At 32.9% G+C, this 15,377-nt stretch carries 15 protein-coding genes; 5 read left to right on the top strand and 10 right to left on the bottom strand.

Annotated elements, in window-relative coordinates; genetic code table 11:
* The 8 genes from CDOM16188_RS02035 to CDOM16188_RS11410 all read right to left on the bottom strand — a co-directional run.
* The coding region (locus CDOM16188_RS02035; protein WP_172197974.1) for a class I SAM-dependent DNA methyltransferase at positions 1–2,338 on the bottom strand (2,338 nt) is incomplete at its 3' end.
* A 98-nt stretch (positions 2,339–2,436) separates the two neighbouring features.
* On the bottom strand, positions 2,437–4,110 hold the full coding sequence (locus CDOM16188_RS02040) for a hypothetical protein (RefSeq protein ID WP_172197976.1): 1,674 nt from the start codon (positions 4,108–4,110) through the stop codon (positions 2,437–2,439).
* Positions 4,097–4,315: a helix-turn-helix domain-containing protein gene (locus CDOM16188_RS02045; protein ID WP_172197979.1), complete on the bottom strand. Its 219-nt coding sequence runs from the start codon at positions 4,313–4,315 to the stop codon at positions 4,097–4,099. The genes CDOM16188_RS02040 and CDOM16188_RS02045 overlap by 14 nt, the downstream gene beginning before the upstream one ends.
* 129 nt (positions 4,316–4,444) lie before the next feature.
* Positions 4,445–5,167 (bottom strand): hypothetical protein, encoded by a 723-nt coding sequence (locus tag CDOM16188_RS02050; RefSeq protein ID WP_172197982.1) that lies wholly within the window; start codon positions 5,165–5,167, stop codon positions 4,445–4,447.
* Positions 5,148–5,663 carry a tyrosine-type recombinase/integrase gene (locus tag CDOM16188_RS02055; RefSeq protein ID WP_172197985.1) on the bottom strand — a complete coding sequence of 172 codons (516 nt, stop codon included), beginning with the start codon at positions 5,661–5,663 and terminating at the stop codon, positions 5,148–5,150. Before CDOM16188_RS02055 ends, CDOM16188_RS02050 begins: the two co-directional genes overlap by 20 nt.
* Before the next feature lie 283 nt (positions 5,664–5,946).
* Positions 5,947–6,288, bottom strand: coding sequence for a hypothetical protein (locus tag CDOM16188_RS02060; protein ID WP_172197988.1), 342 nt, complete (start codon positions 6,286–6,288; stop codon positions 5,947–5,949).
* 8 nt (positions 6,289–6,296) lie between these two features.
* Positions 6,297–7,478, bottom strand: a complete 1,182-nt coding sequence (locus CDOM16188_RS02065) for an ATP-binding protein (protein WP_172197991.1) — start codon at positions 7,476–7,478, stop codon at positions 6,297–6,299.
* Positions 7,479–8,269: 791 nt separating this feature from the next.
* Positions 8,270–10,330 (bottom strand): methyl-accepting chemotaxis protein, encoded by a 2,061-nt coding sequence (locus CDOM16188_RS11410; protein ID WP_172197994.1) that lies wholly within the window; start codon positions 10,328–10,330, stop codon positions 8,270–8,272.
* A 302-nt stretch (positions 10,331–10,632) separates the two neighbouring features.
* On the opposite strand from CDOM16188_RS11410, the gene CDOM16188_RS11415 reads away from it, so the two are divergent.
* On the top strand, positions 10,633–10,767 hold the full coding sequence (locus tag CDOM16188_RS11415; RefSeq protein ID WP_301538598.1) for a hypothetical protein: 135 nt from the start codon (positions 10,633–10,635) through the stop codon (positions 10,765–10,767).
* Positions 10,767–12,335, top strand: coding sequence for a methyl-accepting chemotaxis protein (locus CDOM16188_RS02075; protein ID WP_172197997.1), 1,569 nt, complete (start codon positions 10,767–10,769; stop codon positions 12,333–12,335). The genes CDOM16188_RS11415 and CDOM16188_RS02075 overlap by 1 nt, the downstream gene beginning before the upstream one ends.
* Before the next feature lie 123 nt (positions 12,336–12,458).
* Here the strand turns inward: CDOM16188_RS02075 and CDOM16188_RS02080 are convergent, their stop codons facing one another.
* Together CDOM16188_RS02080 and CDOM16188_RS02085 are read right to left on the bottom strand one after the other, a co-directional pair.
* Positions 12,459–12,866, bottom strand: coding sequence for a hypothetical protein (locus tag CDOM16188_RS02080; RefSeq protein ID WP_172198000.1), 408 nt, complete (start codon positions 12,864–12,866; stop codon positions 12,459–12,461).
* Positions 12,866–13,237: a hypothetical protein gene (locus CDOM16188_RS02085; RefSeq protein WP_172198003.1), complete on the bottom strand. Its 372-nt coding sequence runs from the start codon at positions 13,235–13,237 to the stop codon at positions 12,866–12,868. Before CDOM16188_RS02085 ends, CDOM16188_RS02080 begins: the two co-directional genes overlap by 1 nt.
* A gap of 84 nt (positions 13,238–13,321) precedes the next feature.
* On the opposite strand from CDOM16188_RS02085, the gene CDOM16188_RS02090 reads away from it, so the two are divergent.
* The 3 genes from CDOM16188_RS02090 (at position 13,322) to CDOM16188_RS02100 (ending at position 15,336) form a co-directional block, all read left to right on the top strand.
* Positions 13,322–13,834 carry an ATP/GTP-binding protein gene (locus CDOM16188_RS02090; protein WP_172198006.1) on the top strand — a complete coding sequence of 171 codons (513 nt, stop codon included), beginning with the start codon at positions 13,322–13,324 and terminating at the stop codon, positions 13,832–13,834.
* Between the two features lie 78 nt (positions 13,835–13,912).
* Positions 13,913–14,608 (top strand): dUTP diphosphatase, encoded by a 696-nt coding sequence (locus CDOM16188_RS02095; protein ID WP_172198009.1) that lies wholly within the window; start codon positions 13,913–13,915, stop codon positions 14,606–14,608.
* Complete coding sequence (locus CDOM16188_RS02100) at positions 14,605–15,336, top strand: EI24 domain-containing protein (RefSeq protein WP_172198012.1); 732 nt, start codon at positions 14,605–14,607, stop codon at positions 15,334–15,336. The genes CDOM16188_RS02095 and CDOM16188_RS02100 overlap by 4 nt, the downstream gene beginning before the upstream one ends.
* Positions 15,337–15,377: the final 41 nt, after the last annotated feature.

Genomic DNA, 15,377 nt, shown 5'->3' on the forward strand with positions numbered 1-15,377 from the left:
GCATACGAGATGATAACAATCCTAAAAGCCAAACAGGAGCGTCGTAAATAACACCGCAAGCATTTGAGACTATCTCGTCATCATAAACTATACCCATAGGTACATAAATTCTATTTTCTGATGAGACACGCGGAATAATAATATTTATAGCATCATCTTTTGTTTTACTTGGTAACTTACAATGCAATCTTGTCATTCTTGTTACAAAATAATATGGTTTATCTGCATATTTTTTTGTTTGTTTATCGCTGCTTTTTAAACGTTTTTGCTTTACTCCTAAAAGTCGTGGTTTAATAAATTCATGATTAGCAAACTGTTCTATATTCTCATCATCAATCCAAACACAATACCTAGGAATAGAATTTAAAAACTCATCTGAACCAATATATCTTTTGAATATCTTTGCTAACTCTGGATAGTATTTAATAGCATTTAAGTATTCGCTATAAGTTAAAAGTAAATATCCACCATCTATTGGCTTATTTCCACCATACATTATAGGTAAATTTTTATTTATTTGCACAGAAGCAAACTTGACAATCACATTTTTAGCATTTGCCAAATATGGATTTATATTAAAAGCTTCAAGCCTATCATTATTTATAAATATGGTTTTATTAAATTTTTTATTAAGTGATTTTAGACCAATAATAATAACAGTTACTCCAGCATTATTAGCAGCGCTATTTTGCCATTTAAAAGAGGTATAAGCAAAGCTAATTTCAGCATTTTCTAAAACTGGTTTCCATAGATAAGCCACCTGTTCACCCTGGGTAATTGAGTTTGTGCTAACAAAAGCCAAAAGTGAGTTAGAATTTTTTACATATTTTCCACCTAAATAAAACCAAGCAGAAATATAATCAAGCTCGCCTATTCCATAAATATTCCCCATGATGTTCTTTAAATCAGTTTTTTGCTCTTTATCTTGTCTTCTTGCCCCTAAATACGGAGGATTACCAAAAACAAAAACTTCGTCTTCATCACTTTTAGGGCAAACTTCATTCCAATCGACTCTTAAAGCGTTAGCACAAATTATGCCGCCGATTTTTTGAAGAGGTAAGGTTTGACGGGATGCATTTGGAATTTTACTATTTAACTCGGTATTCATCTGGTGATCGCTTATCCATAAAGATAGCATTGCTATTTCGTGAGCGAAGTCATCTATCTCAATACCGTAAAACTGACTAAGTAAAACTATAGGATCGTAAAATAGCATCGTAGAGTTTTCATCAAGCTTGATCTTGGCTTCATAAATTCGCATTTCAAGTCGCCTAAGCTCTTTATATGCAATGATAAGAAAATTTCCCGATCCGCAAGCCGGATCAAAAAATTTCATATCGCGAATTCTGGCTAGCAAAGAATTTAGATTTAAAATTTTAGTTTCATTTTTAAAGTTTGATGACAAAATACGATCAATTTCGGCTTCTAGTTCGTCTAAAAATAGCGGTCTGATGACTTTCATAATATTTTCAACACTAGTATAGTGCATACCTAAGCTTGACCTTACTCTTTTATTTGAAGCTGTTTGAAGCATGGAACCTAAAATATCCGGGTTGATTTGTGACCAGTTTAGCATCGTTCCGGCTTCAATGATAAGATTTTTAGCCTTTGAGCTAAAATTTAAATGAGTATGCGGATCTTTAAAAAGATTACCATTGACATATGGGTATGCTTTTAACCAAGCCGGATCATTTACAAGCTCTTTACGAGAAAGTTTATCAAAAATTTGCGATATTGGAGTATTTAGATCGGCATTTGACATTTGGCTAAAACGTTTAATATCGGATGTAAAAATATCTTTTGCAAAGATGCCGGTATCTTCCGCAAATAGACAAAATAAAAGTCTAATCAAAAATAAATTTAAAATTTTATTATCAACATTTGCATTTAAAGCAATCAATTCATCATAAACACGCAAAAACCGTAAAGCCGCCTTTTGATCTAACGGATTTTCTTTGTCGTATTCAACTTTTTCAATACCCATAAGAGGCAAGAAAAAGTCAAAATACAAAGCCAATTCATTAAAATTTATATTAAGCGTATCGCCGGTCTTTGTGTCTTTTGCATTTATATTTACAAAATCTGTCACAAAAATAAACCTAGTCTGAGTATTGTCCATTACGGAAAGATAACGCTCAAGAATAGTGCCTTCTAGAGCCTGAATAAATAAAAGCTTGTTTCTAAACTGCTTTGTATCTTTATCACTACTACTTTGTTTTAGCTTGGTTATGGTTGCCTTTGGCACTCTAAAAATTGCTAAAAAATCATAAATAAACTCTGCAGGGTTTGGATTTTTAGTTAACTCTTCTAATTTGTCTTCTAATTCTAATGCGTGCATTTGTTGGCCTAAATTACTATCTAAAATGAAAATTATATCTATTTAGGCTAAGAATGCTATAAAAATTACTGTTAAACTCTCATGTATTGTCGGAAAAATTAGAATTCCAACTCATATGATTGTGATGGTTTGACTTCACTTTCAAGCTCAGGTAAGTAAGCACTGATTAAGTCTGAAATTTTAAATTTTTGGGCTACTTTTTTAATGAAATTTATTAGGTTTTCTTTTGTTGTTTCTAAAAGACTGTTTTTAATTTTTAAGTTTTGGTTTTCTGTGGCTAGGATTAAATTTGTGTTTTTTTCAGAATTTAAACTGTTTTGCATCTTTGTGATTTGATCACTTTGTTCAATAATTTTGTTATTTAATTTTATGTTTATTTCATTTTGAATTTTTAATTTATTTTTAGTATCTGATAAGCATGTTTTTAAGTCGTTAGCTTCAGATTGTAAATTCTTAATTTGTTTAGTTGCGTCGGCTAAATTTTTATTTATTTTCTCTTTATCTTTTCTTTCAGTTTCTAATTCATTGATAAGCTCAACACTATCTTTTACTTGTTCAAGAATTGTTTTCATTTCTTTGTTTTGAGCTGAGAGTGTTTGTAATTGTGTAGCTTGCGTGGTTGTTTTTTGGATCAAATTTGATATTGTTATAGCTTGTTCTTTAGTAGTTTTACGAATTTCTAACAAATTCTGCTCTAAAGACTGATTTTCTGTTTTAAGCTCGTCATTTTCACTCATAATAGCCAAATTTTGAGTTTTAATTTTATCTTGATCTAACAATTCTTTCGTTAATTGCTCGACTTTTGCATGTAGCTTTGTATCTGAATAAAGATAAATTTTATCTGCAAATTCTTCCTTTGCTGCTTTAAAAATTGTATCCATAAGAGGTATGACATTCTTTTTTTCAAATCTATAAAATTCCTCTCCAAAAAATGGTTTTTCTTTGGTAAAAAACTTACCGATCAAACTTTTTATTTTCTTTTTTAATGAATTTTCAAACTCTTTTTCTTGCTTGTACTCTCGCTCGGTCTGGTGCATTTCTTGTAAAGTTTTGTGCTTACTCTTGGTGCCATTGACACCGCGTATAGCAATACCGGAAAAAGCCTGAGCTAATAAATCCTGCAAACTAGAACCAAATTTTGACATTTCTTTTTTGCCACTAAAACGCAAATTTGCATGTTTTTCCATGTCATAGTTTGTAAAAATAATTTGGAAATGCTTAGTCTTTTCATCATTGTGTTCAGCTACAAGCAAACAATCAACTTTATATTTTGCTGAGTACATGTTAATAAATCTAGTAATTTCTTGGGTAAAATCATGATTGTTTATTACATTAATTTCAGCTTGGCTTAACCCCTCTTTTGCATCTTTTCTTCTTTCACTTCCAAAGCTGACTACTATCTCACTAAATGGTGTCATATCCTTTCGCCAAGATTTTTTCTTAACATTTCCGTTTTTAGTAGTATAAGTTTGCTTTTCATAGTCGGTTTTAATGTTTTCAAAATAATAATCAACTACTTCATTTATGTGTTTTTCATTGCTATAAATTTGATGGTTAAACTCTTTGCTATTTTTACTCAATAAAGACATAACCCCATAAGGCTCCGTGCGAACCCAATATCGATTAAATTTAGGTTCATGTCTTAAATATCTTATGTTTTTTAGTTGATTACTTTCACGGATATTATGACGATACCTTTCACATGCTTTTTCTTTTGTAAGAAAGTCACATCTGCCGCATAAATTAATATTAAAACCGTTAACAACTAGCATTTTTAATCTCTGTTATAGTTGGTACCGTATGAGCTTCAAGCCATGCATCAAGCAGCATCCTGTCATATCTTATTATACGGTTGATTTTTACATATGGTATTATGCCTTTCATTCGATATTTTGCTTGAGTGTTTATAGCTATTCCATATTCGTCTACAACATCTGTTGGACTTAGCCAACGTTTAGTTTTTTCAATATTAGCCATCTGATATCCTTTGTATTTTATTTGCGGATATCTTACTAAATATGAAAAAATTAAAAGCACAAATTTATATCTAAAATCTAAAGTATTTTGTGAAAAATATTAGTTTGGATAAATTAGTATTTCCTTGCATTATGATAAATTATTATCATCAAAAGTATACTCTATTGCGCTATTGAGTGCTACTATATATGAGTTTCGCTTGATTTGTTGAGAAATTTTTAAATTTCTAAAATTTGATATTGTATCAAGACTTTCATTTATATTTTTTATGTGCTTATTGTAATGTTTAGAAAAACAATCTTTATACTTTTCCTCTACATAATTGAAAGGAAAATCTTGTTTTTTAAGTATTTCAAGCGAATCAAAAAACTTTTTAAATTCCATATTCTTACTATACAACATACTATTAAGTTTTGTGGTTATATATAAAAATGTATGAAAAGCTAAATCGAGAATAAATATATCTTCATTATTAAAGTCGGGTGCGAATTTTAATATTTCAATATCTCCGTCAAATAAGCCTTTGATCTTATTTATTTTTTCGGCATTTGCAACTTTGCTATGTTGTATAACTTCTACAACACCGGTATGCATATCCATGCTTAAGCTTGGAGTAATAATATCAAGAAATTTATCTTTATCAAAATCAATTATCGCAAAGTTTTTAAATAAATCTAGTATATATTCTTTAGCATTATTTATAACTTGATTAGCATAAAAAGCGCTTATGAAAAATTTTTCATTAATATAAAACTCGCAAATATGCATAGATATTTCAATCCTTATTTGATCAAACGCTTTATGTGGATCATAAACAGCCAGTAAGACATCTTCAATCGATATGGTTTTCATTGATTTTTCCTATATTGTCTAACATCTCAAGTGCCTTGCAACTATTATTATAAGTATCGTATGTGACGTAGTGTTTGTATGTCACGCCGTCTCTTTTGTGCGTTAAATGATCTTTAATTGTATCGCTGTTTGCTCCTAATTCCTCAAGCGCAGAACTGCTTATATGTCTTGTCCCATGCAATTTAAAGTCATCAAAACCTACAAATTTATCAAGTTTAGCCTTTTGTCTATCTGTATTCTGAATAGGTTCGCCGGTTTTAGGATTTCCAAATACAAGACCGTGTTTATCGGCTGGTATTTGCAAAATAGCCTCTTTTACGAGTTGCGGAAGCGGCTTTTTATAGTCATTTCCATTTTTAGTATCCAGCAGATAATATACATCATTTTGCAAATCAACGTTTTCCCACTTAAGACTAGTTACTTCGCCTTTTCTGCGACCATACAAACAAAACAGGAAAAATCCTCTCCAAAAAGGATCATCTTTATATAGTTCCATAATCGCCATTTTTAGCTTATAGAATTTGTCAACTGCATCTTTTATTATCATTTTTTTTGTTTGTGAAGTTACTTTCGTAAGTAAGCTGCAAGGGTTTACTGCTATTAGCTGATTTCTCAGTGCTATATCAAACATTTCTCCCAAAATTCGTCTTGTGTTGTCATATGCGGTGCGTTTTGACGATATTTGTATTTTTCCTATTGCTTGATTAAATTTTCCTACATGCATTAAATTATATATGATTTCATCTATCTGTGCAGCTATAACGTCTACAACAATCTCTTTACCAATACCATCTTGTAAATAATGCAATATCACTAGCGACTGACTTTTTGCTGCTATCCTTTTTGCTTTTCCATATCTCAAATAGATCATTGACTATGGTAGTGTCTTTAAATTTTAGACCTTTTGCTTGCTTATTTATATTTTCAAACCACTTTACAAGCTCTTTTTTGGCTTCATTCTTATACTCTCGTTTGCTCCATCCGCCACGCAAATCCAAAATAAGTACTTTCGTAAAGTATTTGCCATTTATAACTTTTCTCAGCAAAAATACATTTGGTCTTGCTTTATGTATAAATAAGCAAGTTTCGACTTTTTCGTAATCATGTTTATTAATCGCCATTTTAACACCTAATACAATAATCCAAACAGCCAAAGCGGTATCTTATTACCGCTTCCAACCTCTATCTCATCGGTAGCTATATATGAGTTTGCAATATCCTTTATCTGATCAAATCCTTTATTTTTCCCACCAACTTCAAATATAAATTTGTCATCTACGATAAAGTCTCCTTGTTTTGGGATATTTAGTCTATGTTTTACTTTTAGTTGATTAGCAAAAAAAGTTTCTCTTATAGTGCCTACCTTACAATCATTGCCGTAAGCATAAATTAAATTTGTGTTATTCATATATATTTTTGCAGGTTTTACTAACTTACTAAGTCCTCTGCTTTGCTCATCTATCATATTGACTAATCTTGCATCGTTTAAATAGGCAATATAATCATATAGTTTAGCTCTACTTATCTCAGCAAGAGCTGCGATTTTAGTATAGTTCACTTCAAATGGCTCGCTTTGGCAAACTACTTCAAGCAGTTTTTTAAGCTTATAAGTATATTTTTGCTCAACCAGTCCTAAAGATGTTAGATCGACATCTATGCTTAGGTTAATAGTATTTAACAAACTTTCATAGTATGAACTTTGTTTATTAAAGTAAAATGGATAATAGCCAAATTTTAGATATTTTTTAAATTGATTTAGCTTTATTTTTAAGTCATTCGCGATTACCTGATGATCTTTTAGTATAGTTTCTAAACTAAATTTATCTATTGTCATACCGCTTTCAAGCTCTAAAAACTCTCTAAGACTAAGACCTTCTAGACTAAATACACTAACTCTACGCGATAAATCACTCTTTGCATTTAGTATGCTTACTGCTGAAGAACCCGTAAAAATTACGCTCAAAGGACTCATGTCGTATATGGTTTTTAAGTGTGCAGCAAAATCTTCGTATTTATGTACTTCATCCAACAAAAGATATTCTCCGCCGCTGTCTACAAACTCAAAGGCAAGTTCACTGAGGCTAGTAGAGCCTAAAAACGGATAGTCAAGACTTATGTATAGAGCTTTTTTGTTTTGAGCTTTTAATTCAAGTAGCCTTTGAAAAAGCATTGTGGTCTTACCTGTGCCACGGGCTCCTACTACACCGATAAGCTTTTCGCTAAAATCAATTTCACTATATAAATAACGCTTGTATGTCGTATTAAAATTCTTAAGAAATCTATCTTGATACTGCTCTATTAAATTTAACATTTTTATCCTTTTATGTAATCGTCTATAAGTGTAGACAATATTAAGGCATGGTAGCATGAAAATTTTAAATTGTCAACGTCTATGAACGTTTATGATATAGTATTTTATTTAAAAATTTATGCTTAAAATTTAATATGTGATGTAATACGGTTATATTATAAAAATATATGTAATAAAATACAATGAAAGCTATTTTTAAATATAAAAAATTATGTTATTTGAAATGGCTATATATTTATACTTAGAAGCATATCAATGCATTTTATAGTTGTCAATGATTATAAACAGATACAATATGCTTATTTCAGATTAGCAATTTCAGACAATATGATATTCAATTTCATTTTTTAAACTTGAAAATCTTATAATCAATACTTTATTTTAACAGAGCCTTTAAAAAATATAAACATACAGATTTAAAATCTGCATGTCGAAATAAAACACACAGATATACAATTTAAAATGGGTGCCATATTGGGTGCCATTTATTTAAGCATTTTTAGCAATTATTATAAATTAATATAAACATAATACCTTGTATTTTAGGGCTATATACAACATTATAAACTTTAAGAAATACTCAATAATTCGATTCTGCCTCTAACCACCATTTTCTTTTTAATCCCTTTATCTTTATACCTCAAAACTTGAAATTTTAGTCATACACTCTTTTAAATATGGTTTGTATATTTAAACAATTTTTTCTAATTATGGTTATCTTATTTGAAAGAATCTATGTTAGCTAACTTACCTTGCATATAAATTTAGGCAAGGTAAGTTAAAGATGATAGTTAAAATTTATTTTTCTTTACATCGGCAAGAATGTGTTTAGACATATTTTCAACTTCGATAGTGATAGAGTTTGTGTTGTTCACTATCTCGACATTTTGTTTTGTCAAGTTATCCACATTTACAACGGCTTCATTTATCTGATTTATAGCATCGGTTTGCTCTTTTATACTCTCACTCATCTCGTTTATGCCTTGAGCTAGCACATTTGTATTTGCCTCTATCTCGCCAAGACTCTTTTGAGTTCGCTCGGCTAGCTTTCTAACCTCATCTGCAACAACCGCAAAGCCTCTTCCGTGCTCTCCTGCTCTGGCCGCTTCTATGGCTGCATTTAGTGCGAGTAAATTTGTCTGATCGGCGATGTCACGGATGATAACGATGATATTTTTTATATCTTCGCTTTGTCTTATTACATCTTGTGTCTTTTGAGATATTGCAGACATTGACGAGCTCATCTGCTCTACCGCGGCTGCACTCTCTTGCAGGCTGTTTGCTTGCGATCTTGCACTTTTATTTAGAGTATCGACATACTCTTTAAGAGTATTTGATTTTTGCTGCAATAGATCAGATTGATTAAGATTAGAGCTAAGCATTTTTGAAATTTCGTCTCCAAGATGGTTGATTTTATCTATCATCTCTTTTGTGTCGCCGACTAACTCGCTACTATCTAATCTTTTTGTAAAGTCGTTAGTGCTATATGTATTAAGGGTATCTACTATGCGGTTTATATTTTTAGCAAGTCCTTCCAGCATAGCGTTAAGAAGCGATTTCAGCTCGTCTAATTTTGGATCGTTTGCATTGGCTTTGATAAGCCCTCCTAAAAGTCCGCTCTTAACCTCTTTAACGATCTTAGAAACATCCTCCGTAAAGACCGCATCCTGCCTAATTCCCGCCTCAATGGTTTTGATATTATCATTAATCATATCGGACATAGCGCCAAATTCATCTTTGGATTTTATGCCTATAGTCTCAACCTTGTCTGTTTTATGATTGATAAATTTGAAAAATTCCTCAAGACCTTTTTCGATAACGCTAAGCGGTTTTAGCTGATTTTTTGTATAAAACCAGATAAGAACTAAACATACTACAATGATTGGAAATACGATAGATAGTATAGATGTCATTATGTCAGTCGCCAATGCAGTGATATTTTCTTGTGGAGTTACAAGACCAAGCGTCCAGCCTGTTTCTTGCATTTTTAAAAGCGTTATACTGCTTTTATTTTTTAGTATCTCGTCATTATTAACCGAGACATTCGCGATATCTTGCAAATTTAATACATGTGGTTTTATCTGCTCTAAAAATTTAAATTTACTAGCTAGCGTATCAAAATTTATCAGCTCTTTATCCGCTAAATTTGGAAAATACAAGACATTATTGTCGCTATCAAGCATAAAAAGATAGGCTATTTTAGACTCAGTTCCGCTTGTTAAATACCCCTGCTTAGCTAAAAAATCCTCTATGCCGACCAATGAGTAATCAACAGTAACCACACCCTCAAAATTCGAGTTTTTAAAATAAGCAACACTACAAGTTACCATATTTACTTTTGAGACAGGGTCTTGATAAGCGCTTGACCATGTGCATTTGTTTTGCCTAACGTTTACCACATCTTTATACCAGTCATCATTATGATAATCCGGAGTCTGATCGCTATTATAGCCCTCGTCATAATCCAGCTTATTTCCGTTTCTAACCCAGAAAAAGCTTCGTTTTTTCTCGCTAGGGCTAAATTTATATGGCTCAGGCCAAATTCCTCCTCCTGCTATAGCTAAATTTCCGTCATTGTTTATTACATTTTCTCCGACTAGTTTAAATGTATCTATATCATGAGGGAGTTTTTCGACGGCTTTTGCAAGATTTGTCGTCACCCCTTCGATATTTTTTAAAGATAGAGCGATATCGCCGATTGTCGATCTACCTATCTCGTTTATGAGGTTCAGACTCTCTTTTTGCACCTTCGGAACAGCAACAAGCTGTATGATAAGCACGATACTAATGGCAATTGCTATCAAAGTAGTAGCAATCGCTACGCTTAGTTTATTAAATACACTAAATTTCATAAATACCCTTTTTATAACAAATATCAAATTTTACGTGATTCCTAATTATAGCAGATAAATAAAAAAAGAGTTAGGCTGTTGCTATTATATTATTTTTACCATCTTTTATCGTATTATTCTTGAACCCTAAAATACGGGTTATATTTATTTCATACTGTATATTTTTTAAAATTTATTTTAAATTTATATTTAATTTTTAAAAATTATTTTTAAATCAAATTTAGTAAAAATTTACAGTTAATTAAGAAATAAAGAGTTAGAATTAACTTAATATTTAATATTCATTATTAAAAGAAAATTTCATGAAAATTTCAACAAAAATAATGATGCTATTTGTTGTATCAATGGCTATTATTAGCACGGTTTTGTCGGTGTTAAATGCTAAATTTTCATCAGATTTGACATCGTTTTTTACTCAAAATCATATAACGACATGATGCAGGCTAAGAGAGATTGGCTAAAAGATACGGTTCATACGATAAATAAGATTATGCATGAAATTTATAACGACGGCAAACAAAAAAACTTAAGCGATAGCGAGATAAAAGCCGAAATAATTAAAACCGTCGATCGCATTAGATTTCTTGAAAATAAAACAGGATATATATTTTTATACGAACAAGATGGAACCGTCGTCATAGTGCCCGGAGCTCCTTCGCTGAGCGGTAAGAACCTCACGCAAAACAAAGATAGCAACGGCGTATTTTACGTTCAAGAACTTTTAGACAACGCCAAAAAGGGAGGAGATTTCGTTGGGTATTTCTTTCCTAAAAAAGAGGGGGAGCCACCGCTTGAAAAGCTGGCTTACTCAATGGTTTTTGCGCCATACAACTGGATGATGGGAAGCGGAATTTACGTAGATGATCTTCAAGAAGAGTTAGAAAAAACAAGAAGCGTCTTAAACGATACGAATTCAAAAAACAGCCTTGCTTTTATAGGGGTTTGTGCGATATTTACGGCGGTATTTATCTTGCTAGTTCTTGGTGTATTAAACAAAATCATAATCAAGCCAATGAGGAATATCTCTGAAATTTTGCATAAAATGTCAAGCGAAATCAAATCAGGCAGAGGAGATCTCACGACAAAATTGCAGACAAAAGGACGTGATGAGATAGCTCAAATTTCAATATCCATAAATGATCTTACGAGCGAATTTAGAGCCGTTATAGAAAAAGCCAAAGAGCTATCAAACGAAAATTCATCCATAGCCCAAGAGCTATCTTCTACATCGATTGAGACAGGCAAAAGAGTTGATAATTCAACCCAGATTATAAACGAAACTACAAAGATGGCTAAAGACATAGGCGCAGAGATCAAAGACTCTCTTGAAGAGGCGAAAACAAGCAGGCAAAATTTAGAAAAAACCGCATCTTATATCAGCGAGGTTGCAAGCTCGGTACTAGAGCTTAGCCACCACATAAATATCAATGCTCAAACCGAGATTGAGATGGCTCAGGGCATGCAAACTCTCTCAAAAGATACAGAAAACGTAAGAGAAATCCTAAATGTCATTAACGATATCGCCGATCAGACAAATTCACTCGCACTAAATGCCGCTATAGAAGCAGCCAGAGCGGGAGAACACGGGCGAGGTTTTGCGGTTGTCGCAGATGAGGTTAGAAAACTAGCCGAGCGAACTCAAAAGAGTCTAACCGAGATAAACGCTACCATAAATGTCATAGTTCAGGGCATATCGGATTCAAGCGAGCATATCAGCGAAAATGCCGACAAAGCTCAAAATTTGATAAAAATTTCAAGCGGAATAGAAGAAAAGATATCGCACATGAACGAACTTATGAGCGATACAATGTCGCTTAGCAAAGTAGCTACGCAACACTACATAAAGACTGCGGGCGGACTTGAAGCGATGGTAAAAAGCATAACAAACATAGATTTAATCTCATCCCAAAACGCAAAAAGCGTAGAAGAGATAGCATCATCGGCGGCTCATCTGAATAAAATGACGGAAAATCTAAATCAAAATTTAAGCAGATTTCGCACTTAAGAAACTTAAATTTGCTAGATAAACTCTAGCAAATTTAGTCTTTATCTAGGCAAAATTTAAGATCAAATTTATAGCTTTAAATTCTAAAATTAAAAAGCAGAAATTTAAGCCATCAAGCTACTACTACACCCTACTCCACTCTATCTTCTTGCCAAAGCCAAGTGCGTTGTTGGTAAATTTTATCCAGTTTAAATTTATAGCGTAAATTTGCGGATTCATAGCAAGTGCATAAGGAAATCGCTTGAAATAAATTTTGCGCTCATCTTCGCTTGCTTTACTCATCACACCCTTAAATTGCACGCCTTTTATATTGCCCACTATCTTCGTATCAAGTGCAATGGTGCCTGCAACTTCACTTGAAATTTCAAGTGCTTTTATGTGCGTAGTTTTATCATCTCCGGCTACGATAAGGCTAAAATTCTCTCTATCAAAGGCATAAAAACAGCTTGCTGCGTAGGGTTTAGCATCGCTTATCACCGCAAGGCTAAGCAGGTGCATCCTACTTATAAATTTTAAAATTCTCTCATCCATTAGCTTAAAAATCCCGCAAAAAATGCCGAAACTTGAGTGAAATTTAGCGTTATGTAAGATACGATCAATATCCAAAAAGCAAGTAAAACAAGCTCAATTTTTAAGAAATTTCCATCAAATTTTTTAAATACTAAAGTCGCAGCCAGTCCGGCTAAAACGCCGCCGATTAGCGAAAAATAATGAATCGCGGAAGGCTTTACAAATTTAGGCAAAAGATCTTTAAAAAATAGCGCAAACATAACAAACGCAAGCAAATTTGCAAGCAGTAGATAATAAGCGATAACCGGAATTTGCGGATAGAATTTATGCAGGATAAAACTCAGACAAGTTATCGCAATAAGTGCAAAAACTCTCGCTCCAAAGCAGCACATTTTAAGCCTTTTTTGTTTAATTTTACAAAAATCGCTATTAAGTTTGGTTGAGATTTGACGATTTAAAAAACAAAAAGGATTTTTATGCAGATTAATTCAAGTTACGCGAATTTCAACAATTTCGACTTTAGCTTTAAAACTAGCAGCGGAGATGAGATCAAATTTTCGATGTACGACAATAAAAGCGTTGAATACGAAAGCTCTCGCTCCTCAAACGCACAAAGTCGCTCTTTAACGCTAACGCACGAGTATGGATATAGCTTTTCTTATGTCGGAAACGGGCTTGATGAAAACGATAAAAAAGAGCTAGCCAAGGCGCTTGAAAGTATTGCTCCTAAAATAGACGAGTTTATGAAAAATGTAAAAGCGGGCGAAACTCCTGCATTTACCAAACTCACAAACCTTGCAAACAGCCTTAAAAAAGAGCTTCCTACCATCAAAGATATAAATCACAAAAATTTCGTCAGCGAAGGCACTCTAAGGCTATTTGACGAACTGCTAAAGCAAAACAAAGCTGACTTAAACCTGCTTGAAACTTCCAAAAAGCTGTTTGATAATTTAATCGAGCAACTTGATAGCTTCAAACTATACGTTTAGTCTAAATTTAGCATTTTGCAATGTAGCTGTTATTAAATTTTAGTTATAATCTCGCAATTTGAAAATAAGGAAATTCTTATGAATGCGCAAGAGATGATAACTCAAATGCTAAATTTACAGCAAATTTTAAACGACGAAACCAACGGCATAGGCTGGGAAGAAGGCATAAATAAAAACGGCAAGCTTATAAACTGGAGACGCTGCATATATATGGAGTGCGCCGAGCTCATAGACAGTTTTGCATGGAAGCACTGGAAAGACATAAACGCGCCTACGAACAAAGAAAATTTACGCGTTGAAGTTGTTGATATATGGCACTTCTTGATGAGCCTTATGCTTGAACAATACAAGATAAAAAATTTAGGAGATATAACTAAGCTAAGCGAAGATATCTGCGCTTCAAGCGGATTTAACGAATTTTGTAAAGACGCTTACAATATCGAAGACGAAAGCATTTATGAAGTGATGAACGATATAGAGATGCTCATACACAAATCAAGCGGATTTGAATTTCAGCTGTTTGACCTGCTTAAAGTGTATTTTGCGATGAGCCTAAAATGCGGCGTAAATTTACACTCGCTATATGAATGCTACATCGGCAAAAACGTGCTCAATCGCTTCCGCCAAAACAACGGTTATAAAGACGGCACTTACAAAAAAGTCTGGAACGGCAAGGAAGATAATGTCGTCATGAGCGAAATTTTAAAGCTAAATTTAAACGGCATAGACGAGATATATGAAGCCCTTGAAACAGGGTATAAAAAAGTAAAATGATAAAGAATTTTAACCTCGCCGTTAAGGACTTTTTAACGGCTAAATTTCTTATCCTTTCGACACTGCCGCTTGTGCTTAGCATTATCATTTTAGGTGCGCTTATGATATTTGGCGGCAAGGAAATTTACACAGCCTTAAGCATGGGTGCCGCAAGCGGGGATTTTAGCTTTTTAGACGAAAGTGCTCATCCTTATATCACCGCGATTTTATCATACGGCGTTACGAAGTGGGTAGTTTCTGCTCTCTTTTATCTTACAGGTACATTTTTCGTGCTTATACTTTCGGTTTTTATAGCGCTCATCGTGGCCGGGTTTTTAACTCCGGTAGTAACTGACGAGATAAACAAAAGGCACTACAAACTGCCCAAATTTGAAACCATATCACTAGCCAGATCACTAAAACTTATGGCAATTGCGATAGGCAAATTTAGCCTGCTTTTTCTCATAAGCCTCCCGCTTTTATTTGTGCCGGTCTTAAATTTATTCATCATAAACGTGCCGTTTTTTTATCTTTACTATTCGCTTTTATTTATCGATATCGGCTCAAACACGCTTAGTAAAAATCGCTTTGAGATAGCTCTGCTTGACATGGGAGGATACGAGTATAAATTTACCGCTCTTATATTTTATCTGCTTTGTTTGATACCGCTTGTCGGGCTGTTTTTGCAAATTTTCTTTGTGATTTACTTTTCGCACTTTTTCTTTCAAAAAGAGCAAATTCATCTTTAAATTTGCTACAATTTGAATTGACTTAAGTCATCTTGGCTTTT

The organism is Campylobacter sp. RM16188, from assembly GCF_012978795.1.
Classification (GTDB): domain Bacteria; phylum Campylobacterota; class Campylobacteria; order Campylobacterales; family Campylobacteraceae; genus Campylobacter_A; species Campylobacter_A canis.